20 protein-coding genes are annotated in these 23,327 nt (G+C 66.6%); 4 read left to right on the top strand and 16 right to left on the bottom strand.

Annotation, left to right across the window (positions count from 1 at the left end; translation table 11 throughout):
- Positions 1–84 precede the first annotated feature (84 nt).
- A complete protein-coding gene (locus EMQ25_RS17975; protein ID WP_158625949.1) occupies positions 85–222 on the bottom strand; it encodes a hypothetical protein in 138 nt (45 codons plus the stop codon).
- Positions 223–348: 126 nt separating this feature from the next.
- On the opposite strand from EMQ25_RS17975, the gene EMQ25_RS04065 reads away from it, so the two are divergent.
- Complete coding sequence (locus tag EMQ25_RS04065) at positions 349–2,175, top strand: aminopeptidase P family protein (RefSeq protein WP_127187252.1); 1,827 nt, start codon at positions 349–351, stop codon at positions 2,173–2,175.
- 9 nt (positions 2,176–2,184) lie between these two features.
- Here the strand turns inward: EMQ25_RS04065 and ligA are convergent, their stop codons facing one another.
- The 5 genes from ligA to ftsZ all read right to left on the bottom strand — a co-directional run bounded on the left by ligA (position 2,185) and on the right by ftsZ (position 9,919).
- The gene (ligA, locus tag EMQ25_RS04060) at positions 2,185–4,389 is read right to left on the bottom strand and encodes an NAD-dependent DNA ligase LigA (RefSeq protein WP_127187344.1); all 2,205 of its coding nucleotides are present in this window, start codon (positions 4,387–4,389) and stop codon (positions 2,185–2,187) included.
- 103 nt (positions 4,390–4,492) lie between these two features.
- Positions 4,493–6,166, bottom strand: a complete 1,674-nt coding sequence (gene recN, locus EMQ25_RS04055) for a DNA repair protein RecN (RefSeq protein WP_127187251.1) — start codon at positions 6,164–6,166, stop codon at positions 4,493–4,495.
- 113 nt (positions 6,167–6,279) lie between these two features.
- A complete protein-coding gene (locus EMQ25_RS04050) occupies positions 6,280–7,119 on the bottom strand; it encodes an outer membrane protein assembly factor BamD (protein ID WP_244606460.1) in 840 nt (279 codons plus the stop codon).
- 73 nt (positions 7,120–7,192) lie between these two features.
- On the bottom strand, positions 7,193–8,149 hold the full coding sequence (gene lpxC, locus EMQ25_RS04045) for a UDP-3-O-acyl-N-acetylglucosamine deacetylase (protein ID WP_158625948.1): 957 nt from the start codon (positions 8,147–8,149) through the stop codon (positions 7,193–7,195).
- 105 nt (positions 8,150–8,254) lie between these two features.
- On the bottom strand, positions 8,255–9,919 hold the full coding sequence (ftsZ, locus tag EMQ25_RS04040) for a cell division protein FtsZ (RefSeq protein ID WP_127187248.1): 1,665 nt from the start codon (positions 9,917–9,919) through the stop codon (positions 8,255–8,257).
- A 313-nt stretch (positions 9,920–10,232) separates the two neighbouring features.
- Between ftsZ and EMQ25_RS04035 the strand changes: the two genes are divergently transcribed.
- Positions 10,233–10,709 carry a VOC family protein gene (locus tag EMQ25_RS04035; protein ID WP_127187247.1) on the top strand — a complete coding sequence of 159 codons (477 nt, stop codon included), beginning with the start codon at positions 10,233–10,235 and terminating at the stop codon, positions 10,707–10,709.
- A gap of 12 nt (positions 10,710–10,721) precedes the next feature.
- Here EMQ25_RS04035 and ftsA read toward each other — a convergent pair whose 3' ends face one another.
- From ftsA to EMQ25_RS04000, 7 genes are read right to left on the bottom strand one after another with little or no spacing between them, the layout of a single operon-like run.
- On the bottom strand, positions 10,722–12,035 hold the full coding sequence (ftsA, locus tag EMQ25_RS04030) for a cell division protein FtsA (RefSeq protein ID WP_127187246.1): 1,314 nt from the start codon (positions 12,033–12,035) through the stop codon (positions 10,722–10,724).
- A 22-nt stretch (positions 12,036–12,057) separates the two neighbouring features.
- Positions 12,058–12,903 (bottom strand): cell division protein FtsQ/DivIB, encoded by an 846-nt coding sequence (locus EMQ25_RS04025; RefSeq protein ID WP_127187245.1) that lies wholly within the window; start codon positions 12,901–12,903, stop codon positions 12,058–12,060.
- 11 nt (positions 12,904–12,914) lie between these two features.
- Positions 12,915–13,835, bottom strand: a complete 921-nt coding sequence (locus EMQ25_RS04020; protein ID WP_127187244.1) for a D-alanine--D-alanine ligase — start codon at positions 13,833–13,835, stop codon at positions 12,915–12,917.
- A 26-nt stretch (positions 13,836–13,861) separates the two neighbouring features.
- Complete coding sequence (gene murB / locus EMQ25_RS04015) at positions 13,862–14,839, bottom strand: UDP-N-acetylmuramate dehydrogenase (protein WP_127187243.1); 978 nt, start codon at positions 14,837–14,839, stop codon at positions 13,862–13,864.
- On the bottom strand, positions 14,836–16,263 hold the full coding sequence (gene murC / locus EMQ25_RS04010; protein ID WP_127187242.1) for a UDP-N-acetylmuramate--L-alanine ligase: 1,428 nt from the start codon (positions 16,261–16,263) through the stop codon (positions 14,836–14,838). The genes murB and murC overlap by 4 nt, the downstream gene beginning before the upstream one ends.
- A 16-nt stretch (positions 16,264–16,279) precedes the next feature.
- Positions 16,280–17,386, bottom strand: coding sequence for an undecaprenyldiphospho-muramoylpentapeptide beta-N-acetylglucosaminyltransferase (gene murG, locus EMQ25_RS04005; RefSeq protein WP_127187241.1), 1,107 nt, complete (start codon positions 17,384–17,386; stop codon positions 16,280–16,282).
- On the bottom strand, positions 17,383–18,543 hold the full coding sequence (locus tag EMQ25_RS04000) for an FtsW/RodA/SpoVE family cell cycle protein (RefSeq protein WP_127187240.1): 1,161 nt from the start codon (positions 18,541–18,543) through the stop codon (positions 17,383–17,385). The genes murG and EMQ25_RS04000 overlap by 4 nt, the downstream gene beginning before the upstream one ends.
- 164 nt (positions 18,544–18,707) lie before the next feature.
- Between EMQ25_RS04000 and EMQ25_RS03995 the strand changes: the two genes are divergently transcribed.
- Together EMQ25_RS03995 and EMQ25_RS03990 are read left to right on the top strand one after the other, a co-directional pair.
- Complete coding sequence (locus EMQ25_RS03995) at positions 18,708–18,959, top strand: type II toxin-antitoxin system prevent-host-death family antitoxin (protein WP_127187239.1); 252 nt, start codon at positions 18,708–18,710, stop codon at positions 18,957–18,959.
- Positions 18,956–19,363: a type II toxin-antitoxin system VapC family toxin gene (locus EMQ25_RS03990; RefSeq protein ID WP_204569846.1), complete on the top strand. Its 408-nt coding sequence runs from the start codon at positions 18,956–18,958 to the stop codon at positions 19,361–19,363. Before EMQ25_RS03995 ends, EMQ25_RS03990 begins: the two co-directional genes overlap by 4 nt.
- A gap of 3 nt (positions 19,364–19,366) precedes the next feature.
- Here EMQ25_RS03990 and mraY read toward each other — a convergent pair whose 3' ends face one another.
- The 3 genes from mraY to EMQ25_RS03975 are packed head-to-tail and all read right to left on the bottom strand — an operon-like array spanning position 19,367 to position 23,324.
- A complete protein-coding gene (gene mraY, locus EMQ25_RS03985; protein ID WP_127187237.1) occupies positions 19,367–20,452 on the bottom strand; it encodes a phospho-N-acetylmuramoyl-pentapeptide-transferase in 1,086 nt (361 codons plus the stop codon).
- A gap of 35 nt (positions 20,453–20,487) precedes the next feature.
- Entirely contained in the window at positions 20,488–21,888 is a 1,401-nt protein-coding gene (locus tag EMQ25_RS03980; RefSeq protein ID WP_204569843.1) for a UDP-N-acetylmuramoyl-tripeptide--D-alanyl-D-alanine ligase, read from the bottom strand.
- Complete coding sequence (locus tag EMQ25_RS03975; RefSeq protein ID WP_244606459.1) at positions 21,885–23,324, bottom strand: UDP-N-acetylmuramoyl-L-alanyl-D-glutamate--2,6-diaminopimelate ligase; 1,440 nt, start codon at positions 23,322–23,324, stop codon at positions 21,885–21,887. Before EMQ25_RS03975 ends, EMQ25_RS03980 begins: the two co-directional genes overlap by 4 nt.
- Between the last annotated feature and the right edge of the window lie 3 nt (positions 23,325–23,327).

The following is a 23,327-nucleotide window of genomic DNA, read 5'->3' as shown; positions in this document are numbered from 1 at the left end:
TGATGGAACATAGGCGTTTGGGCAAGCCACCCATGTCCCAGATGCAACCCCGATTAACGGCGCTTAACCGAATCGGGGAGCGGACTATTCGCGGTTGGTCTTGGGGCGCTCGACGAGGTCGTGATCGCGCATGTAGTTGGCGACATAGCGCTCGGCCTGGCGGGTGCGGGCATCGACGACAGCGTCAAAGGCCCGGGCGAAGAAGTTGCGGCTCTTGGTCATGGTCTGCTCTCCTGCCCCTTGGGGCTGCACAAGTTTTCTGTTGCCCTATAGATAGCGTTATGAGCCGGTTTGGTTAGGCCTCCGGACACAGACCAGCCATTCACCTTACGCACAGCCGAGACCGCGATGACGAAGACCCCCTTCCCGCCCGCACGCTTCCAGAGCTTTTCGACGCGCTCGGACAAGGCCGCCGTCGCCCCGCGACTGGCTGCCCTGCGCGAAGCGATGAAGAGCGAGGGGCTCGACGCATTTCTTGTCCCCCGCGCCGATGCCCATCGGGGAGAATCGGTGCCGCCGGGCGAGGCGCGGCTGGGCTGGCTGACGGGCTTTACCGGATCGGCAGGCGCAGCGGTGATCGGTACGGAAAAGGCGGGGCTCTTTGTCGACAGCCGCTACACCCTGCAGGCGCCGGCGGAAACCGATACGAGCCTGCTCGAGGTGATCGAGATCGGCCAGGGCGTGAGCATCGGCAGCGAACTCAAGCGCTTCGTGCCCGCGGGCGGCACGATCGGCTATGATCCCTGGCTCCACACGCCGGGCGAGATCCGGGACCTCGCCGAAAAGCTCGGCGAGACCGCGGAACTGAAACCGGTCGGCAATCTCGTCGACCGGATTTGGACCGATCGGCCTGCGGCGCCGGCGACGGCGATCGAGTTTCTGGGGCACAATCGCGCAGGACGGACCTCGGCCGACAAGCTGGGCGAGATCCGGCAGGCGCTCGTGGCTGAGCGGGCCGACGCAGCGGTGCTGACACTGCCCGAATCGATCTGCTGGCTCTTCAACATGCGCGGGCGGGACGTGCCGAACACGCCCTTCGTCCTCGGCTTTGCGCTCATTCCTGCCCAGGGCATGCCGACGCTCTATCTGGAGCCGGACCGGATCGACGACGCGCTCGTGACCGCGCTCGAGGGCGTGGCGGAGCTTGCGGGCAAAGCGCAGCTGCCCGCCGACCTTCAGGCCCTCGGGCAAGCCAAGCGCGCCGTGCTGATAGATCCGGCCACCGCGCCGGCGGCGATCGCCACGACCCTCGAGACCGCCGGTGCGCGGCTTGTCGAACGACGGGACCCGGTGCTGCTGCCCAAATCGCGCAAGAACGCGGTGGAACTGGCCGGCATGCGCGAGGCCCATCGGCTGGACGCCATCGCCTACGCCAAGTTCAACGCCTGGTTCGACCGCGAGGCCCCGAAGGGTGAACTGACCGAGATCGACATCGTCACCACGCTCGAAGCGTTCCGGCGCGAGGAGGAGAGCCTCGTCGACATCAGCTTCGACACGATCTCGGGCTCGGGCCCCAATGGCGCGATCGTGCATTATCGGGTTTCGACCGGGACCGACCGCACGCTGCATCCGGGCGAGCTGATGCTGGTGGACAGCGGCGGGCAGTATCTGAGCGGCACGACCGACATCACGCGGACGTTCTTCACCGGTAGCGCGACCCCCGAGCAAAAGGACCGCTATACGCGGGTTCTGAAGGGCATGATGGCGGTCTCGACGACGCGGTTTCCCAAGGGCACGTCCGGCGCGCAGATCGATAGCCTCGCCCGCCAGTTTCTCTGGCAGGCCGGGGTGACCTATACCCATGGCACGGGCCATGGCGTGGGGCATTTCCTCGCCGTTCACGAGGGCCCAACGGGGATCTCCCCGCGCTACACCCTGCCACTCGAGCCCGGAATGGTGCTTTCGAACGAGCCCGGATATTACAAGGCCGGCGAATACGGCATCCGCATCGAGAACCTCGTTGCGGTGATCGAGGCGGAGGCATTCCCCGGCTATCTCGAATTCGAAACGCTGACGCTCGTGCCGATCGATACGCGGCTGGTGGACGGGGCGCTCCTGACGCCAGCGGAGCGCGACTGGCTCAACGCCTATCACGCCCGTGTCCGCGCCGAGATCGCCCCGGCCCTTGCCGGGGACGTGCGGGACTGGCTGGAACGCGCGACGGCACCGATCTGAGCTCAGGCCTCACCGGCCGACGAGATCGAACCAGCCGTCTTCGTCGAGAACCATGAGGCCGAGCTCCTCGGCCTTCTTCAGCTTCGAGCCGGCGCCGGGACCGGCGACGAGGATGTCGGTATTGGCCGACACGGACCCGGCGACCTTGGCCCCGAGCCGCTCGGCCATCGCCTTGGCCTCGCTGCGCGTCATCTGCTCGAGCGAGCCGGTAAAGACCACCGTCTTGCCCGCGACGGGGCTGTCCGAGCGCACCGTGATCTCGAAGGGTTGCGGCTTCACCTGTTCGAGCAGATCATCGATCGCCTGCTCGTTGCGCGGGTTGGCAAAGAACGAGACGACCGAGGCGAGCACCGTGCCGCCGATGCCGTTGATCGAGGGAAAGACGGTTTCGGCGCCACCCTCTGCCCTGCCCGCGGCAATGGCCGTCTCGCGCAGGGCCTCGAAGGTGGAGAAGGTGCGCGCGAGGAGCGTTGCCGTCGTTTCGCCCACATGGCGGATGCCAAGCGCGAAGATGAACCGGTTGAGCTCGGGCGTGCGCCGCGCGTCGATGGCGGCAAAGAGCTTGTCGAGCCCCTCATAGGTGCGCTCGGCTGCCGACAGGACCTTCTTGCGCTTCTTGCCGGTCGCGGCCTCGCGGGCGGCCGCCTGCTCCTCGCGACGCTTGAAAAGGGCCGCGCGCACGGCCTCGCGCTTTTCATGCAGGGTGAAGATGTCGGCGGGAAAACGCACGAGCCCTTCCTGATAGAAGAGATCGACCTGCTCGCTGCCGAAGCCGTCTATGTCGAGGGCATCGCGGGCGACAAAATGCTTGAGGAGCTCGGTCGCCTGTGCCGCGCAGATGAGCTCGCCCGTGCACCGCCGGCGGGCGTCGAGCTTGCCGGTCTTCTCGTTGAGCTCACGAACCGCTTCGGAGCCGCAGACCGGACAGACCGTGGGAAAAACGTAAGGCACGGCGTCGCTTGGCCGCATTTCCGGAATCACCGCGACAATCTGGGGAATGACGTCGCCGGCCCGCTGGACGATCACCGTATCGCCTTCGCGAATGTCGAGCCCGTCGCGGATTGCCTCGCCGAAGCTGTCGCGACCGGCGATGTATTCCTCGTTGTGGAGCGTCGCGTTTTCGACGACGACGCCGCCGACGGTCACCGGATCGAGCCGGGCGACGGGGGTGAGCGTGCCGGTGCGACCGACCTGGATGTCGATCTTGCGCAACACGGTGCGCGCCTGCTCGGCAGGGAATTTGTGGGCGATGGCCCAGCGCGGGGCGCGGGCGACAAACCCCCAGCGCGCCTGCAGATCGAGCCGGTCGAGCTTGTAGACCACCCCGTCGATATCGTAGCCGAGGCTGGCGCGCTGGGCCTCTATCAGCCGGTAATGGGCCAGCATCTCTTCGGTGCTTGTGGTGCGGATCATCAGCGGATTGACGACGAAGCCCCATTCGGCGAAGGCGCGCACGACCTCGAACTGGGTCTGGGCCGGCAGGCTCGAGGCCTCGCCCCAGCCATAGGCGAAGAATTTGAGGTTGCGGCTCGCCGTTACCGAGGGATCGAGCTGGCGGAGCGAACCGGCTGCGGTGTTGCGCGGGTTCACATAGGTCTGCCGGCCCTCGGCGGCGGCCTTCTCGTTCAGCGCCTTGAACTCGGCATGGGTCATGTAGACCTCGCCGCGGATCTCGATCACGTCCGGCCAGCCCGAGCCGGCCAGCTGATCGGGAATGTCGGCGATGGTGCGGAGGTTTTCGGTGATGTCCTCGCCGACGCTGCCATCGCCGCGCGTGGCGCCCCTGACGAAGACGCCCTTCTCATAGCGCAGCGAGGCGGAAAGGCCGTCGATCTTGGGCTCGGCGGTAAAATAGAGGGTGAGGTCCTTCTCGCGCTCGAAGAATTTGTGCCCGCGCGCGACGAAATCGGCGACGTCCTCATCGGCGAAGGCGTTGGCGAGGCTGAGCATGGGCACGGCATGGCGCACCTTGGCGAAGCCTTCGGCCGGCGCGGCGCCGATGGCCGTGGAAGGGCTATCCATGCGCATGAGCGCGGGAAAGCGCTCTTCGACCTCGACATTGCGCCGGCGCAATTCGTCATACTCGGCGTCCGAGATCTCGGGCGCATCCTTCTGGTAATAGGCTTTGTCGTGCCGGGCGATCTCGGCGGCGAGCCGCGCGAGCTCGGTGGCGGCCTCCTCCTCGGTCAGGTCCTCGACGGCTTTTCTCGACAGATCGCTCACTCAGATACCCCGATGACGGTCGCGGATCGGCGGGCAGGCCCCGAATCCCCCTAAAGACGCGGAGGGGACGCCGGAGCGCCCCGGAGGTCAAGCCTCAACCGACCTCGGAAATGAGACGGGAGGCCGCGGCGCGGGCCTCCTCGGTGACGGTGGCGCCGGCCAGCATGCGCGCGACCTCTTCACGCCGGGCGCCGGAATCGAGCGGGCGGACATGGGTGCGCATGAAGGCGCCCTCCTCCACCGCCTGCTTTTCGATCAGCAGATGGCTGCGGGCGCGCGCCGCGACCTGGGGCGCATGGGTGACCGTGAGCACCTGCAGCCCCTCCGCGAGGCGCCCCAGGCGACGCCCGATGGCATCGGCGACGGCGCCACCCACCCCGGTGTCGATCTCGTCGAAGATGAGGACCGGGGCCGAACCGCGATCGGCGAGCACGACCTTGAGCGCGAGAAGAAAGCGGCTGAGTTCGCCGCCGGAGGCGACCTTGAGAAGGGGACCGGCGGCAGTGCCCGGATTGGTCTGGACGTTGAAGGAGACCTGATCGAAGCCCGTGGGCGCGACGCGGGAGGGATCGGCATCGACCGCGACGATGAAGCGCGCCGATCCGAGCTTCAGGTCGGGCAACTCCGCCTCGACGGCCGCCCCAAGCGCTTCGGCAGCGCGGAGGCGGTCGGCACTGAGGCGGCCTGCGCCTTCGGTATAGGCTGCCCGGGCGGCGGCAGCGGCCTCCTCGAGGGATTTGAGTTGATCCTCCCCGCTCTGGAGCAGGTCGAGCTCGGCACTGTAGCGCTCGAGGACCGCGGGTAGCTCGTCGCAAAGCACCTGATGCTTGCGGCCGGCAGCGCGGAGGGCGAAGAGCCGTTCCTCGACCTTTTCGAGCTCGAGCGGATCGAAGGCCATTTCGCGCTTCAGGGCCTCGAGGGCGTCGGATGTCCCATCGAGCGCCACGAGCGTCGCATCGAGCGCCTCGACGATGGGCTGGAAGACGCTGCCCTCCCCGGTTTCGGCCTTGCGCATCAGCCGGCGCATCAGACCCGACAGCACAGGTCCCGGCGCTGTCGGGCCGTTGATGATCTCGTCGGCATCGCGCACCTCGTCGGCGGCACGCTCAAGCTGCATCAGCTGGTGCCGGCGTTCGGCAAGGGCATCCTCCTCCCCCGCCTCGGGGGCAAGCGCGGAAAGCTCCTCGACCACATGGCGGGCGAACTCCTCGCGCGCCCTTGCCTCGGCGATGAGCGCACGCTGGTCACGCACCGCGGCCTCGGCTTCGGCGAGCCGGGCATGCGCATCGCGCACCTGAGCGACGCCCGATTCGTGCCCGCCGAAGGAATCGAGGGCGGCCCGGTGCGTCGCAACGTCGACGAGCGCGCGGTCGTCGTGCTGACCGTGGATTTCGACGACGAGCCCGCCAATGGTGGAGAGGAGACCGGCGGAGACCGGCTGGTCGTTGATGAAGGCACGCGTGCGCCCGTCTGCGAACTGCACGCGCCGCAGGATCACCTCGGCATCGTCGGCGATCGCATTGTCGCGCAGCGCGACGCGCGCAGGGTGGTCTTGGGAGAGCTGCAGGATGGCGATGACCTGGCCGCTGTCGCAGCCGGTCCGCACGAGCGACGCATCGCCCCGCCCGCCGAGCGCGAGCGTCAGCGCGTCGAGCAGGATCGACTTGCCCGCGCCGGTCTCGCCGGTCAAGACGGTGAGGCCGCCATCCAGCGACAGATCGAGCTGGTCGATCAGGACGATGTTTCGGACCGAAAGCGCACTCAGCATGCCGGGAGCCATCCCAAGATCAGGTGCATCACAAAAGGATGCGCGCCGGGGGCGACCCTAGCGCGCATGAGAACAAACAAGCAACGAAAATCTGTCGCCGCAGGGCGCGCCGGTCAGCTCCGGACGGCGGAGGCCAGCGAGCTGCCCTGATTGATCTGCGGGCTCAGCCCCTGCTGCTGGAGGAGCGTGAAGGCCTGCCGGTACCAGCTGCTCGAGGGGTAGTTATGCCCGAGGACGGCGGTCGCGGTCTGCGCTTCGTTGACGAGCCCGAGCTTCAGATTGGCCTCGGTCAGGCGGAACAGCGCCTCCTCGATATGGGTCGAGGTCTGGTGCTTTTCGACGACCGTCTTGAAGCGATTGATCGCCGCGCCATACTGGCCGTTGCCGAGATAATAGCGCCCGACGGACATCTCCTTGCCGGCCAGCTGGTCGGACGCGACGACAAGCTTGTCGCGCGCATCCTTGGCATATTCGCTGTTCGGATAGGACGAGATCAGCAGGCTATAGGTGTCGATGGCGTCCTGGGAGATCTGCTGGTCGCGGGTGATGTCGCGGATCTGGCCATAATAGGAATTGCCCTTGAGGTAGAGCACATAGGCCGTCTCCTGCGAGGAGGGATAGACGGCAAGATAGCGGTCCGCGGCCATGATGGCCTCGTCATACCGGCCGATGCGGTAATTAGCGTAGACCTGCATCATCTTCGCCTTCTCGGCGAATTCCGAATAGGGGTGCTGGCGCTCGAGCTTCTCGAACGTGCCGACCGCCGTCACGAAGCGCTGCTGGTCCATTTCGGCCAGGCCCTGCGAGTAGAGCGTATTGGCAGGAATGATCGGCTCTTCGGCGATCTTGGCTGCGCCAAAGAGGCTGCAGCCGGCGAGCGTGACCACCACCAGACCGGTGGCGACGAGCCGGACGGCCCGGCTGGAAATACCCGCAAGTGCGTTGATTGTCACGAAACGCCCCATTCTCTTAACACGCCGAACCTCAGTGCGGCCTAGACACCAAATCCAACCAAACTGTGGCGGCCTAGCCGACCGAACGCAGATAGGGCTGGACGGCGATCCCCTCCGGCATGTCGTCGAGCGCATCGAACGCCAACGGCAATTGCTCGGCGGTTACTACCTCATAATTGGCCTCGCTGGCAAACAAACCATGAAGAACGAGCGCATTGAGTGCATGCCCGCCCTTGTAGGACCGGAAGCGCCCGTAAATCGGCAGCCCGCAGAGCGCCAGATCCCCCACCGCGTCGAGCAGCTTGTGGCGCACGAACTCGTCTTCGTAGCGCAGCCCGCCGGGATTGAGGATCCGGTCGTCCTCGACCGTAATGGAATTGTCGAGCGAGGAGCCGAGCGCGTAGCCGGCCTGCCGCAGGATGCGCGCATCGCGGGCGAAGCCGAAGGTGCGGGCGCGCGAGACGTCCTCGGCATAACGCCGCGGGGTCCAGTCGAAGATCATGCGCTGACGCCCGATGACCTTGCTGTCGAAATCGATCTCGAGGTCGAAGGCGCGGCCGTTATAGGGCTCGAGCGCGGCCGAAGCCTCGTTGTTGCGCACCAGCACCTGCCGCATGATCTTGATGTAGCGGCGGGGCGCAGGCTGCACGTCGAGCCCGATGGCGCGAATCGCATCCACATAGGGCGCTGCGCTGCCATCGAGGATCGGGCATTCGGGCCCGTCTACGGTGATGAGGGCGTTATCGACGCCAAGCCCGCTCAGCGCCGAGACCACATGCTCGACCGTCGCGACGCTGGCGCTGTCGCCCAGATCGAGCGTGGTGCAGAGCGTGGTGCGCGTGACGCGGGAGAAATGCACCGGAACCGGCCCGACCTGCGAGCCATCGGCGAACTTGCGGATGATTCTGTAGCCCGTCTCCGGGGCCGCCGGGGCAATGGTGAGGGTGACGGGCAGACCACCATGGACACCGAAACCGCTGAACTCTAGCGCACCTGCAAGAGTGCGCTGGCGGGCCGAAAGTTTATGCATTGAAATCCTACCCCGGTGTCTGGGACGACGCTGAAGTCTTAACCAAAAAGAAACCGGCGCGGAAGCCGCGCCGGCATGTCTCATCTGCGGTTCCGAGCGACCCGCCTAGCCATGCTTGCGCAGGAAGGACGGGATCTCCAGCTGGTCCTTGGCGGGCTGCTGAGCCTGCTGGCGACCATGGGGATCGAGCTGCCCCTGAGCGCCCGGCGCATAGCCGCGCGGCTGGGAAACCCTAGGCGCTCCGGCCTCTATGGCGCTGCGTGCCGCCGCATCGTCGGCGCTGGAAATCGCCGGCTCTTCGTGATGGGGCTGCTCGGACGGGCGCAGGCTCGAGGCAACGTTCGAGGCGAGACGCTTGAAGAGCGCACGGGCATTGCGCGGCTCTGCGTCCTGACGATCTGCCGGCTCAAGTGACCTTCTGGCAACAGGGGGCAGCTCCTCGGTGCGGGGCATGCGCCGCTGCAGCGCGGGGCGCTCGGCATTGGAGGGCACGTAGGCGCTGGGGACCGGCTGATCCTCGATGCGGGGCGATTCGTCATAGACGTCGTGATGGGCTTCGACGGCCGAGGGGATGTAGGGCTCGACGGTGACCCCGTCATCCTCGGCATAGGCGCCATAGCCGTGATCGTCATGGGTGATGGCTTCGGCGACAGCCGCTTCCACCTGGGTCTCGATCGTATCGACGACCTGCTGCATCTGCGGGGCGGGCTGGGCCTGGGGCGCGGCCTGCTGCGGTGCGGGACGGCGCACGGCGAGCGGGGTGCGCGACGGGCTGGCCTTCACCGGCTCGAGCGCCTGGACCATGGTGGCGTCCGTACCGGTCGCGACGACCGAGACGCGGATCGAGCCGTTCATGGAGCTGTCGTAGGTTGCCCCGAGGATGATGTTGGCATCCGAATCCACTTCCTCGCGGATGCGGCTTGCGGCTTCGTCGACCTCGTAAAGGGTAAGGTCCGGACCGCCGGTGATCGAGATGAGGAGCCCGCGAGCGCCCTGCATCGACACATCGTCGAGCAGCGGATTGGCGATCGCCGCTTCGGCAGCGTGGCGCGCACGATCGTCGCCAGAGGCTTCGCCGGTGCCCATCATCGCCTTGCCCATGCCGCGCATGACGGCCCGAACGTCGGCGAAGTCGAGGTTGATGAGGCCTTCCTTGACCATGAGGTCGGTGATGCAGGCGACGCCCGAGAACAGCACCTGATCGGCCATTGCGAAGGCGTCGGCGAAGGTCGTCTTCTCGTTGGCGACGCGGAAGAGGTTCTGGTTGGGGATGACGATGAGGGTGTCGACATGGCGGTGAAGCTCGTCGATGCCGTCCTCGGCCAGCCGCGCACGGCGATTGCCCTCGAAGGAGAACGGCTTGGTCACCACGCCAACGGTGAGGATGCCCTGCTCGCGAGCGGCCCGCGCAATCACCGGCGCCGCGCCGGTGCCGGTGCCGCCGCCCATGCCCGCGGTGATGAACACCATGTGCGAGCCGGAAAGGTGGTCGTTGATCTCGTCGAAGCTCTCCTCGGCGGCCGCGCGGCCAACTTCGGGGTGCGAGCCGGCGCCCAGGCCCTCGGTGACCGAGACGCCGAGCTGGATGATCCGCTCGGCCTTGGAGAGGGCCAGCGCCTGCGCATCGGTGTTGGCGACGACGAAATCGACCCCGTCGAGACCCGAAGAGATCATGTTGTTGACGGCATTGCCGCCGGCCCCGCCGACACCGAACACGGTGATGCGGGGTTTAAGTTCCTGGATGTCGGGAATCGTGAGGTTGATGGTCATTGCTGGCCCCATAGGTGGCGTGTTGGGTTAAGATTTACGCGCGAATTCGTTAACCGGACCCTAACAATTGGCCCGATTTCGTTAACGCTGGCGCAAAATGCAACGTCACGGCGGCTCTGTTTGCATCTCGTTAACCACACCTGTCTGGTGAAGACCCGCCGCCAACCCATTGTCCGGAATCGACTTCTTTCCGAACGCCAAGTTGCACCTTCACGTTATATAACCGCTATGTTATATTCATGCGTTTTCTGAGCCGAGGCAGAGGAGCAAAAAATGCCTCGGCCGCCCGGACGCAAAGCGTGAGGAGACGCAGATGAGCAAGATAACGCCGTTTCTCTGGTTCAACGACCAGCTCGAGGAGGCGATGGACTTCTATACGGGTCTGTTTCCCGACGGTCGGATCCTGAAGATCGTGCGCCACGGCAAGAATGGCATGGGGCCTGAGGGCAGCGCGTTCACCGCCGAGTTCGAACTGGCAGGCCAACGCTTTTCGGGCATCAATGGGGGCCCGCATTTCAACTTCAACGAGGCGGTGTCCTTCGTCATCGACTGCGCCGATCAGGCCGAGGTCGATCGCTATTGGGAGGCGCTGACCGGCAATGGCGGGGCCGAGAGCCAATGTGGCTGGTGCAAGGACCGGTTCGGGGTCTCCTGGCAGGTGGTGCCCCGGCAGCTTCACGCCACGATCAACGGGCCCGATGCCGAAGGCGCCGCCCGCGCCACCCAAGCGATGCTGAAGATGCGCAAGATCGATGTCGCGAGCCTCGAGCGCGCTTATGCGGGGGTCTAGGCCCCTGCCCGCTCAGAAGCTGGCGCGCAGCCAGTTGCCCACGCGCGCCAGATAGCCATCGGTGCCGGTGAGCTTGTAGCCTGAGCGCGGCTCGGCATATTCGGCGCCGCAGACCTGCGGATAGATGAGCATGCCCGAGACCGCCGCAAAGCCCGGCCCCTTGGCCATTTCGGGCAGCCCCGAAATGCCCATGGGACGCCCGTTGCGCACATTGCGCGCCAGGACCCGGCGTGCGACTTCGGGCAGCCCGGTTAATTCGCTCGCCCCGCCGGTCAGGACGAAGCGGCGCCCGCACAGATCCATCATGCCCGTCGCCTGCATGCGGTCGCGGATGGCGGTGAGGATTTCTTCGACCCGCGGACGCAGGATGCGGGTGAGGTGCGAGCGCGGGATCTGGCCCGGAGCTTCGTGGGGTGTCGAGCCGACGGGCACCACGGGAATGAGCTCGCGCTCATCGGCCTGGCCGGGCAGCACGCTGCCATAGAGGGTCTTCAGCCGCTCGGCATCGGCGACGCTGATCGAGAGCTGGCGCGCAACGTCGAGGGTCAGGTGATGGCCGCCGATGGCGATGGCATCGGCGTAGACGAGGTTGCCTTCGGAGAACACCGAGACAGATGTCGTCGCGCCGCCGAAATCGATGCAGGCAACGCCGAGCTGCGCCTCGTCGTCGACGAGCGTAGCAAGGCCGCTGGCATAGGGCGTCGCCATCAGCGCCTCGACCTGCAGATGGCAGCGATGGAGCACGAGCTCGATGTTGCGCATGGCGAGCGTTTCGGCGCTGACGGTGGCGACATCGACGCTGAGCCGCTCCCCCACCATGCCGCGCGGTTCCTTGATGCCCTTCTGGCCATCGAGGGCGTAGCCGATGGGCAGCGCGTGAACGATCGAGCGCTCGGGCCGGATCGAGCGCTCGTTGACCGCGCGCAGCACGCGCTGGATGTCGCGGCGCTCCACTTCCTGACCGCCCAGATTGACGGTCGCCGAGAAGGTTTCCGAGCCGAGACGCCCGGCGGTGACATTGACGATGACCGAATGGACGGTGAGGCCCGCCCCGCGCTCGGCCATGCCGACGACGGTGCGCACGGCCTGCTCGGCCTTGTCGAGATCGCTGATCACGCCGCTCTTGATGCCGCCGGACGGGCCGTAGCCGAAGCCGATCACCTCGGCATTGTGCGTGCGACCGCGGAGGGCCTTGCCTTCAGGACGCGGGGTGAGACGCGCAATGACGCAGCAGATCTTGGTCGAGCCGATATCGAGCACGGACACCAGGGTGGTCCGCCCCGGCTGCACCGGCTTCAGTCGCGAGGTCATCGCTTCGGTCATCATCGAGATTATCCCTGCGAAAGCCCTATTCGTCCTCGCGGACGGTCTGCCGGAGGGCAACGATGCCCGGCACGCGCAGATCGATCAGCGTAAGATCGCGATCGAGCAGAGCGTATTGGTTCTGGTAGGTCTCGAGCTGGACGAGCGCCTGGGCTACGCCCATCTCGGGCAGCTGCACGCGCAGCCCTGAGCGATAGACGATGTCCCAGCGCCGGTCGCCGATGCGCGAGAGCGCGACGATGCCGGTATTGAGAGCCGAATGACGCTCGAGGGCCCGGATCATGACCATCGCATCGTCCGCCGCGCCGTCGCCGATGACGAGCGGCAGGCCCGAAAACCCGTCGCCGGCCTCCGCGATCTGGGCGCCGGTCTGGTCGACGAGGAAGGTGACCCCGTCAATGCGCCAGCGGGCGACCGGGGTCTTCTCGGTGATCTCGACCTCGACATTGCCCGGATAGATCTTGCGGATGGTGGCGGTCTCGACCGCGGGCAGCTTCATGATGCGCTCGCGGGCGGCTTCGGCGTCGAAATTGAGGGTGGAGGCCTGGGGCTCGAGGGCGAGGGCGGCAAAGAGGTCGGCTTCGGCAGTCAGCCCCTGCCCCGCGAACGAGATCTGGGCGATCGCAAAGCCGGCTTCGGCAAACTGGCTCTGGGCGAGCTCGCCGACGGTGGCGGCGCCGAGCGCGATATGCTCGCGCACCTGGTAGAGACCGGCCGCGACGGCAAGGAGCACGAGGGCAAGCAATACGCGCAGCACCGCGATCCGGTGCAACACCCACACATGCCCCGCCCCGATCAGGGCGCGGCGCGCAGGGTTCGACAGCGGGACCGGGAGGCGGCGCGGATCGACGAGCGTCGCCGACGCCGTCATGTGCCTCGTGCCTACCTGTTGCAACTCGCGTCCTCCACCATCCAGGCGACGAGATCCTCGAAGGCATGCCCGGCATGGGCAGCCTGTTCGGGGACCAGGGACGTCTCGGTCATGCCTGGCTGGGTGTTGATCTCCAGGCAGACGAGCTCCCCGTCCGGCCCTGCCGCGTCGTTGAACCGGAAGTCCGTCCGCGTGACGCCGCGGCAGCCGATCGCGGCATGGGCCTTGAGGCTCATCTTCTGCACTTTGTCGTAAATATTCGGTGAAACCTGCGCCGGGATGACGTGCGCGGAGCCGCCTTTGGCGTACTTAGCCTCATAATTGTAAAAGGCGAGATCGGTGACGATCTCGGTGACCCCGAGCGCGACGTCACCCATCACCGCACAGGTGAGTTCGCGCCCCGGAATGAAGCGCTCCACCATCAGCATCTCCCCGCCCTTCCAGTCGGCGCCAAGGATTTCCTGAGGCGGATGGGACTGGCCGGACTTGACGATGAAGATGCCGACCGAAGAGCCATCGGCGATGGGCTTGACCACATAGGGCGGCGCCATGACGTGGCCGCGGGCCACCTCATCGCGGGAGGCGACGACATGGTCGGTGACCGGGATGCCGGCGGCCTTGAAGGCGATCTTGGCCTGGTGCTTGTCCATGGCGAGCGCCGAGGCGAGCACGCCAGAATGGGTGTAGGGGATGCGCAGGAATTCGAGCAGACCCTGGATGGTGCCGTCTTCCCCATAGCGCCCGTGGAGCGCGTTGAAGACAACGTCGGGCGCGACTGCGCGCAGGCGCTCGGCGACGTCGTAGCCAACATCGATCTCGGTCACCTCATAGCCGCCGCGCCGCAGCGCATCGGCGCAGCCGCGACCGGAGCGCAGGGAAACCTCGCGCTCGTTGGAAAGACCGCCCATGAGGACGGCGACATGCTTGCCCATGAACAGGCCTTTCGTGCTGGTGCGGCTCAGACCGCGCCGGTGAAGACGTCGCCGTCGAGGAACTCGCGAACCTCGCGGCCCGGCAGGAAATGGCCCATGCGCCGGATTTCCCAGTTGAGCGAGATGCCCTGGGTGTCGCGCACCCGGGATCGCACGGTCTCGCCCAGCGTCTCGATGTCGTAGGCGTCGGCCACACCGAGGTTGAGCAGGAAATTGGCGTGCAATTCGCTCATCTGCGCCCCGCCTACGGTGAGCCCGCGGCAGCCGGCGGCATCGATCAGCTTCCAGCTCGAATGGCCTTCGGGATTCTTGAAGGTCGATCCGCCAGTCTTGGCCTTGGTCGGCTGGCTCGACTCGCGCTTTTCAGTGATCTCGCGCATGCGGGCAAGGATGTCGTCCCTGTCGCCCTCGAAGCCCTGAAAGACCGCGGACGTGAAGACCGCGCCCCGCGGTCCGTTCGACTTGCGGTAGCGATAGGCCATGTCGGCATTGCTGAGCGTCACGATCTCGCCGTCTCGCGTCACGGCGCGGAGCTCGACCATGCGGTCGCGCGTCTCGGTGCCGTAGCAGCCGGCATTCATGTAGAGCGCCCCGCCGATGCCGCCGGGAATGCCGCGATAAAAGGTCAGCCCGTCGATCCCGGCTTCCGCCGCCGCCGTCGCGACCTTGACGTCGGGCAGCGCCGTGCCCACGCGGAGCCGATGCCCCTCAAGGACCTCGACGCCGCCGAATCCGCGCGCGCTGAGGCGGATGACGACCCCATCGAGCCCGCCATCGCGGATGAGCAGGTTCGAGCCGAGCCCGATGGTCGTGACCCGGATCTCGGCGGGCAGGTGCTTGAGGAAGAGCGCGAGGTCCGCCTCGTCGGCCGGCTGGAAGAAGAGCTGGGCCGGCCCGCCGACGCGGAACCAGGTGACCTCCGAAAGCGGCTGGTTGGGAATGAGGCGCCCACGGATTTCGGAGATCCAGGGCTCGAACTGCGGGATCAGGTCGGGAAAGCTCATGCCGCCGCCTCAGGCTCTTCGCCGATCAACGCGCCGAGCTCGCCGGGGAGCGCGGCGGCCCATTGGGTGATGTTGCCGGCCCCGAGGCAGACGACGTAGTCGCCCTCGGCCACCCGGCTCGCGAGCAGCGGCGCCAGGGCTTCGGCGCGGTCGATGACCCGCGCATCCCGATGCCCGCGGGCGCGGATGCGCGCGACGAGCTCTTCATGGGTGACCCCTTCTATCGGCGCTTCGCCGGCCGCGTAGACCGGAGCGACGATGACGGTATCGGCATCGTAAAAGCAGGTGGCAAAATCGTCGAAGAGATCCTTGAGCCGGCTGTAGCGGTGAGGCTGGACGACGGCGATCACGTCGCGGCGCGCCGATTGCCGTGCGGCCCGAAGGACAGATGCGATCTCGACCGGATGGTGGCCGTAATCATCGATGACGGTCACACCGCCGACGACGCCGGTGCGGGTGAAGCGGCGCTTGACGCCTGAGAAATTCTTCAGGCCCTTGCGGATGGCCTCGGCAGGCACATGCAGCTGGTCGGCGACGGCGATCGCGGCGACGGCGTTGAGCGCATTGTGCTCCCCGGGCATGGGCAGCTCGAGCCCGTCGATGCGCAGCTGCGTGAGCCGGATGCGATCGCGGATCTCGACCGAGAACCGGCTGATCCCGTCGGCGATCTCGAGGTCGACGAGGCGCACGTCCGCCTGCGGGTTCTGCCCGTAGGTGATGACGCGGCGGTCGCGGATTTCCCCGACCAGCGCCTGGACCTCGGGGTGGTCGAGGCACATGACGGCAAAGCCGTAGAACGGCACGTTCTCGACGAAGTTCAAGAACGCCTTCTTGACCCCGGCGAAATCGCGGTAGTGGTCCAGATGCTCGGGATCGACATTGGTGACCACCGCGACGTCGGCCGGCAGCTTGACGAAGGTACCGTCGCTCTCATCGGCCTCGACGACCATCCAATCGCCCTCGCCCAGCCGCGCATTGGTGCCATAGGCGTTGATGATGCCGCCATTGATGACGGTGGGATCGAGCCTGCCGGCATCCAGCAGCGCCGCAACCATGGTGGTGGTCGTCGTCTTGCCGTGCGTGCCGCCGATGGCGATCGCGTTCTTGAAGCGCATGATCTCGGCGAGCATCTCGGCCCGCCGCACGACCGGCAGTGCGCTGGCGCGCGCGGCCATCAGTTCGGGGTTGTCCTTGCGGATGGCCGAGGAGACGACGACGACGGCCGCGTCCTTCAGATTTTCGGCGCTCTGACCAATCTCGACCGGAATGCCCATCTCGCGCAGGCGCTGGACATTGGGGCTGTTGGCGCTGTCGGATCCGCGCACCTTGTAGCCCTGGTCGTGCAGGATCTCGGCAATGCCGCTCATCCCGATCCCGCCAATGCCGATGAAATGCACCGGCCCTATGTCGCGCGGCATCTTCATGGGCGCTCTCTTTCTTTTATTTGTTGCCGGAAGTCTTCTTGTTGGCGAGGGCCTCCGCCGCATCGGCGAGGCGCTCGACGGCCTCGGGCTGGCCCTGCGCCCGCGCTGCCGCAGCGGCCTTCACCAGCGACTCCGGCTCACCGAAAAGTGAGGCCAGCCGAGTGCCAAGCGAAAGCGGCGAAAGCGTGGCCTGCTCGGCGATCCACCCGCCCCCTGCCCGGTCGAGGAAGAGCGCATTGTTCTTCTGATCGGCATCGAGGGCGCCTGGCAGCGGGATGAGGATGGCCGGCCGGCCGACCACGCAGAGCTCGGCGATGGTCGAGGCCCCCGAGCGTGCGATAACCAGATGGCTCGCCGCCATCCGCTCCGGGAGATCCCCGAAGAAGGTCGATATTTCGACGTTGACCTTGGCAAGCCGGTAGGCCTCGGCGACCCGGTCGAGATCCTCCCGCCGGCATTGCTGGGTCACCTCGAGCCGCGAGCGCAGCTCGGGCGGGAGGGTGGCGATGGCGGCGGGCACGAGATCGGCGAACGCGCTGGCGCCCTGGCTTCCCCCGAAGACGAGAACGCGGATCGGCCCCTCCGGCTCGATGGCCGGATAGGGAATGCCGGTTACCGCCCGCACCCGGTCGCGCACCGGATTGCCGACGACGAGGGTCTTGTCGGCAAAGGGTTCGGCGCGCAGCGTATCGGCAAAGCTCAGCGCCAGGATCTGGGCGAAGCGGGCGAGCGCCTTGTTGGCGCGGCCGAGCACGGCATTCTGTTCGTGCAGGATGCCCGGCACGCGCAGGAGCCGCGCGGCGAGGAAGGGCGGAAAGGTCGGATACCCGCCGAACCCGATTACGGCGTCCGCGGTGACGCGGCTGAGCTTACCGCCCGCAACGAAGATGCCATAGAGGATCTTGAAGCCGGCGATGGTGAACTTGATCGGATTGCGGATCGAGGGCGTCGCGGCCGGGACGACATGGATTTCCTCGGCCGGAAAATCCTCGCCATAGCTTGCGACGCGATGGTCGGTCATCAGGTGGATGAGATGGCCGCGGCGCCGCAGCTCCTGCGCAAGCGCCATGGCGGGGAAGAGATGGCCGCCCGTGCCGCCGGCCATGAGGACGAAGGTGCTCATTCGGCAGGCGCCAGTGCTGTGCGGTAGAGGGGCAGGCCGGTGGCGATGCGCTCCTGCGGCTTTTCGCGGGTCAGGGCGAGCATCAGCCCCATGCCGAAGGCGATGGCGAGCATGGACGTGCCGCCATAGGAGACGAAGGGCAGCGTCATGCCCTTGGGCGGGATGAGGTTGAGGTTCACCGCAAGATTGATGCCGCACTGCATGGCGAACTGGATCGCGATGGTGGAGGCCGCAAGGCGCGCGAAAAGGTTCGACTGGCGCTGCGCAGCAAGGAGCGCCCGCACGACGATGAAGGCGATGAGCCCGACGAGGACGAGGCAGAAGAGAATGCCGAATTCGCCGGCCGCTGCCGAGAACACATAGTCGGCATGGGCGTCGGGGATCAGCTTCTTGGCGATCGATTCACCCGGGCCGCGCCCGAACCAGCCGCCCTCGAGAAGCGACTGGAGCGCGCGATCGACCTGATAGGTATTCCCGCCGCCATCGGGGTTGATGAAGGTATCGATACGGCGCGCGAAGTGAGGAAAGAACATGTAGGCGCCAAAGAGCATGGCGACCGCTGCGCCGGCAAGCCCGAAGATGATGACCCAGGAAATGCCCGAGAGGAAGAGCAGCACCGCCCAGGTGGCGAAGACCAGCGCCGTCTGCCCGATATCGGGCTGCAGCAACAGCGCGGCGATGATGACCCCGAGCAGCACGGTGGCAATGGTCCGCGCAGGCATTTCGGGCCGCTTCATGCTCTCCGAAAAGAGCCACGCGCCGATAATGGCATAGGCCGGCTTCACGAACTCGGAGGGCTGGACGGACTGGCCGAAGGCCGAGATCCAGCGCCGCGCGCCCTTGACCTCGACGCCGAAGCGCAGCGTGGCCCAGAGCAGCACCACGCTGCCGCAGAGCATGACGAGCGCCGCCCAGCGCGCCTGCCGCTGGCTCATCAGCGAGGCCAGGACCATGACGGCGATCGCCGGCGGCACGAAGAGGCTGTGACGGATGATGAAGTGATAGGGGCTGAGGCCGAGCCGCTCGGCCACGGGGGGGCTTGCCGCGAAACTCAGCACGACGCCGGCGATCATCAGCAGGACCAGCGCACCAAGCAGCTGGCGGTCGACCGTCCACCACCATTCGGCGAGACGTGTCTTTCTTTCCCGTGAGAACATGGCGCAGCGCCGGCCCGTGGGCCGGTCTCCATCTGGTGAGGATGGGGCATCCTAGGCCGGCGATGGTTAGCAAATCGCAACCGCCAATGGCATTTTGGGAGGGCGGCAAACTTGTGTGCCCAACCCTGCCGGCCTATCTTAAACAGGACCGGGCGGAGGTTAACATGAACGAGCGCATCGAGATTTCTGACGACGACATGCTTTCCGCCCTTGTGGCGCGCCTGGGGCGCGGCGAGAAGGTGGAGCTGACCCGCGACGGAAAGCTCGTCGCTGAAATTGTAGATCGAGCGGATCCGCCTAGCTACGATCCCGAAGCTGCCAAGTCTGCGGCCGCGCGGATGATCGCCAGGCGGAAGGGACAAACTCTGGGCGGCATCACAATCAGAGAGTTGATCGACGAGGGTAGGCGATATTGATCGTCGCTGACGCCTCGATCGCCGTAGCCTGGCAGTTCGAGGACGAGGCGACGGCCGAGATCGATGCAGTGCTGCGAGACGTGGCCATTGGCGGAGCGATCGTTCCCGCACTTTGGCACCTCGAAGTTGCCAATAGCCTGCTCTCCGCGTGCCGGCGGAAGCGCATGTCTCTGGCGGCCCGATCGCTGGCGCTCGATGAGCTCATGCGGCTGCCCGTGACCATCGACCTCGAAACCGACAAACACGCCTGGAGCGCAACGCTCGATCTTGCCGACCGGCACGGTCTCACCGTTTACGATGCGGCTTACCTCGAGCTTGCGCAGCGACGCCGCCTGCCGCTCGCGACGCTCGACCGGCAGCTGAGAGCTGCGGCTGAAGCTGCGGGCGTGCCGACCCTGCCCTGAGGGTCAGCGCAACTTCAGCGAGCTGAGCCCGATAAGGGCGAGAACGAAGGCGATGATCCAGAAGCGGATGACGACCTGACTCTCGGTCCAGCCCATGTGCTCGAAATGATGGTGGATGGGCGCCATCTTGAAGACCCGCTTGCCGGTCAGGCGGAACGAGACGACCTGCACGATGACCGAGACGGTCTCGAGCACGAAGAGCCCGCCGATGATCGCAAGGACGATCTCGTGCTTGGTGGCGACGGCAATGGCGCCGAGCCCGCCGCCGAGCGCGAGGGAACCGGTATCGCCCATGAAGATCTGCGCCGGGGGCGCATTGAACCAGAGAAAGCCGAGCCCGGCGCCGATCAGCGCCCCGCAGACGACGGCGAGTTCGCCCGTGCCGGGAACGAAATTGATGAAGAGATAGTCCGCAAACGTCTGGTTGCCGACGAGATAGGCGATGAGCCCGAAACAGCCCGCAGCGATCATCACCGGCACGATGGCGAGCCCGTCCAGCCCATCGGTGAGGTTCACCGAATTGCCGGCCGCGACGATGACGAACGCGCCGAAAATGACGAAGAATATGCCGAGATCGAGCGCGAGCCCCTTCACGAAGGGGAAAAGCAGCGAGGTGGCGATCGCCGGATCAGACATCACCGAAATGGCGTAGCAGGCCATGGCCGCGATGATCGCCTCGAGCGCGAGCCGCTGCCGCCCCCCGAAGCCCTTGTGCGACATGCGCTTGACCTTGAGATAGTCGTCATAGAGCCCGATGGCGCCGAAGCTCACCGTGACCGCGAGCACCACCCAGACATAGCCATTGCCCAGATTGGACCAGAGGAGCGTCGAGATGACCGCACCTGCAAGGATCATGATACCGCCCATGGTGGGCGTGCCCTTCTTGGTCAGAAGGTGACCCTGCGGGCCGTCTTCGCGGATCGGCTGGCCACGGCCCTGCTTGACGCGCAGCAGGCTGATGATCCCCGGCCCGAAGACGAGCACGAAGAAAAGCGCCGTGACGACGGCGCCGGCGGTTCGGAATGTTGTGTAGCGGAACACGTTAAAGGCCGTGAGCGTGTCGCCCAGCTGGCCAAGGAAATAGAGCATAAGTTACGTGTCCTCGAATAGCCCAGCCCGGCCGGTCATGAAAATCGGCCGCGTATCTCGTGCACCAGGCCCGCCAGCCTTACCCCGTTCGACCCTTTGATCATAACTGCATCGCCATATGCAAGGGCGTTGAGGACGGGCTCCACCACCTCGTCGACCCCGCTCACATGCAGGGTGACATGCGCCTCCCCCAGCGCTTCGGCGAGGGCGGACATGGCAGGCCCCACGAGGAACACGGCCTCTGCGCCGGTGGCGCGGACGTGCCCGGCGAGCGCGGCATGCATGGCCGGACCCTCGGCGCCGAGCTCGAGCATGTCGCCCAGCACCAGCACCTTGCGCCCGCCGGGGGCGGCCTGCGCCGCAAACACATCCATCGCCGCCTGCATGGACGCGGTGTTGGCGTTGTAGCTTTCGTCAATGAGAAGGAGCTTCTTCTCGCCGCTGCCGAGGAGCCTTGCGGCGCCACGGCCCTCCCCTGCACTGAACCCGGCGAGCGCCTCGAGCGCAACCGGCCGCTCGACCCCCGAAAGATGGGCGACGATGAGCGCGGCCAGCGCGTTTGCGGCCATGTGCCGGCCGGGCACGTTGAGGGTTAGGGTGAACTCATCGCCGGCGTGGGCGATGCTGGCGCGGGTCGTGCCCGCGAGGATCTCGCAGGACAGGATGCGCCACTCGGCGCGCTCGGAAAAGCCGTAGGTGATGACCGAGCCCACCTCCGCCGCCTCGGCCTCCTTGAGCAGGATGTCGAGCTGGCCGTGATCGGCATTGATGACGGCCGTGCCGCCCGGCTCGAGACCCGAGTAGATTTCGGCCTTGGCCCGCGCTATGGCTTCGATCGACCCCAGCATTTCCAGATGTGCCGGCGCGATGGCGGTGATGACGGCGACATGCGGTCGGACCATCTCGGAAAGCGGACCGATCTCGCCGGCATGGTTCATGCCGATCTCGAAGACGCCGAATTGCGCCGAGCGGGGAAGCCGCGCAAGGGTCAGCGGGACGCCCCAGTGATTGTTGAAGCTCTTGATCGATGCGTGGGTCTCGCCGGCGGCCGAGAGGACCGTTCGGATCGCTTCCTTGGTCGTGGTCTTGCCCACGCTGCCGGTGACCGCGACGATCTGCGCCCGGCTGCGCTCGCGGGCCGCTTCCCCGAGGTCCCGCAGCCCGTCGAGCGGATCGGAGACGACGATGAGCCCGTCCTCGCCGAGCGCATCGGCGCGGTTCCGACACACCAGCGCTGCGGCGGCGCCCGCATCGAGTGCCTTGGCAACGAAGTCATGGCCATCGAACCGGTCGCCCTGGATGGCGACGAAGAGCGCCCCGGGCGCGATATCGCGACTGTCGATCGACACCGAGCCGATCCGGGTTGCCGGATCGAGGCCTCGCGCCTCCCCACCGGTGGCGGACAGGATTTCCTCGACGCTCCAGAGCGCTTTCATGATCGGATGGCCTCGGCGACGACTTCGTGGTCGGAGAAGTGATGCTTGGTAGTGCCGATGATCTGGTAATCCTCATGGCCCTTGCCGGCAACAAGCAGCACGTCACCGGGCTGAAGGGTGGCCACAGCCGCGCCAATGGCCTCGCGGCGATCACCGATCTCTCGAGCGCCCGGTGCGGCGGCAAGGATTTCCGCGCGGATCGATGCGGCGTCCTCAGTTCGCGGATTGTCGTCGGTCACGATCACGCGGTCAGCGAGCCGGACCGCCACCTCGCCCATCATCGGCCGCTTGCCGCGGTCCCGATCCCCGCCGGCCCCGAAAACGAGATGAAGCTGCCCGCTGGCATAGGGCCGGAGGGCCAGGAGCGCCGTTTCGAGCGCGACGGGCTTGTGCGAATAGTCGACGAAGACGGCGGCGCCGTTGTGCTGGCCGACGAGTTCGAGCCGCCCCTTGGCGCCCTTGAGCTCCGGTAGTGCGGCAAGCCCGTCCTCGGCGGCAACCCCGGTCGCCATGGCGAGGGCGAGCGCGGTCAGGGCGTTGTGCACCTGGAAGGCGCCGGTGAGCGGGAGGTGGAAGCTGACGGGACGTCCCGCGAGCCTGCCGCTGATGCGCTGGCCGTACCCCTCGTTCTCGACGGTTTCGAAGGAAAAGAAGCTGCCCTCGCGTCCGATGCCGGCAATGCGCGCGCCCCGGGCCTCAGCTGCCGCACAAAAGGCACCAGCCTCGGCATCGTCGAGATTGACGACGGCCGTGCCCCCGGGACGCAGCAGATCGGTGAAAAGGCGCAGTTTGGCGTTGCGATAGCTCGCCATGTCGGGGTGATAGTCGAGATGATCGCGGCTGAGATTGGTGAAGGCGACCGCCTCAAAGCTCATGCCGTCGAGACGGCGCTGGTCGAGGCCGTGGCTCGAGGCCTCGAGCGCAACATGCTGGATGCCCCGCGAGGCCAGACCCTGCAGGTCACGATGGAGGGTCAGCGAATCCGGGGTCGTCAGCGCCCCGGGGACAAGGCCTTGGGCCGTTTCCACGCCAAGCGTGCCGAGGCTCGCCGCCGGCCTGCCGGTGGCTTCCCAGATCTGGCGGGTGAAGGCGGCGACGGACGTCTTGCCATTGGTGCCGGTGACGGCCACGGCGACGGATGGCTGCAGCGCATGGGCACGCGCGGCGGCACGAGCGTAGGCCGCCCGGACATCGTCGACGACAATGACGGGCAGGCCGGGGTCGCTATCCGGCGCGCGGTCCGAGACCATGATGGCCGCCCCGCGCGCCGCCGCGTCGGCCGCAAAACGATCCCCATGGACCGACGATCCGGGTAGCGCGAAAAAGGCTTCGCCGGCGCCAAGGGCGCGGCTATCGGCATTGAGACCCTGAACGCTCAATTCGGGCAGGCTTGCGGCTGTGCTGCCGGCGAGCAGTTCGGACAGTGAAATGGCCAAGGC

Origin of the sequence: Arsenicitalea aurantiaca (assembly GCF_003994485.1) — a bacterium.
GTDB classification, from domain to species: Bacteria; Pseudomonadota; Alphaproteobacteria; order Rhizobiales; family Devosiaceae; genus Arsenicitalea; species Arsenicitalea aurantiaca.
This window is presented reverse-complemented; position numbering and strand designations above follow the sequence as displayed.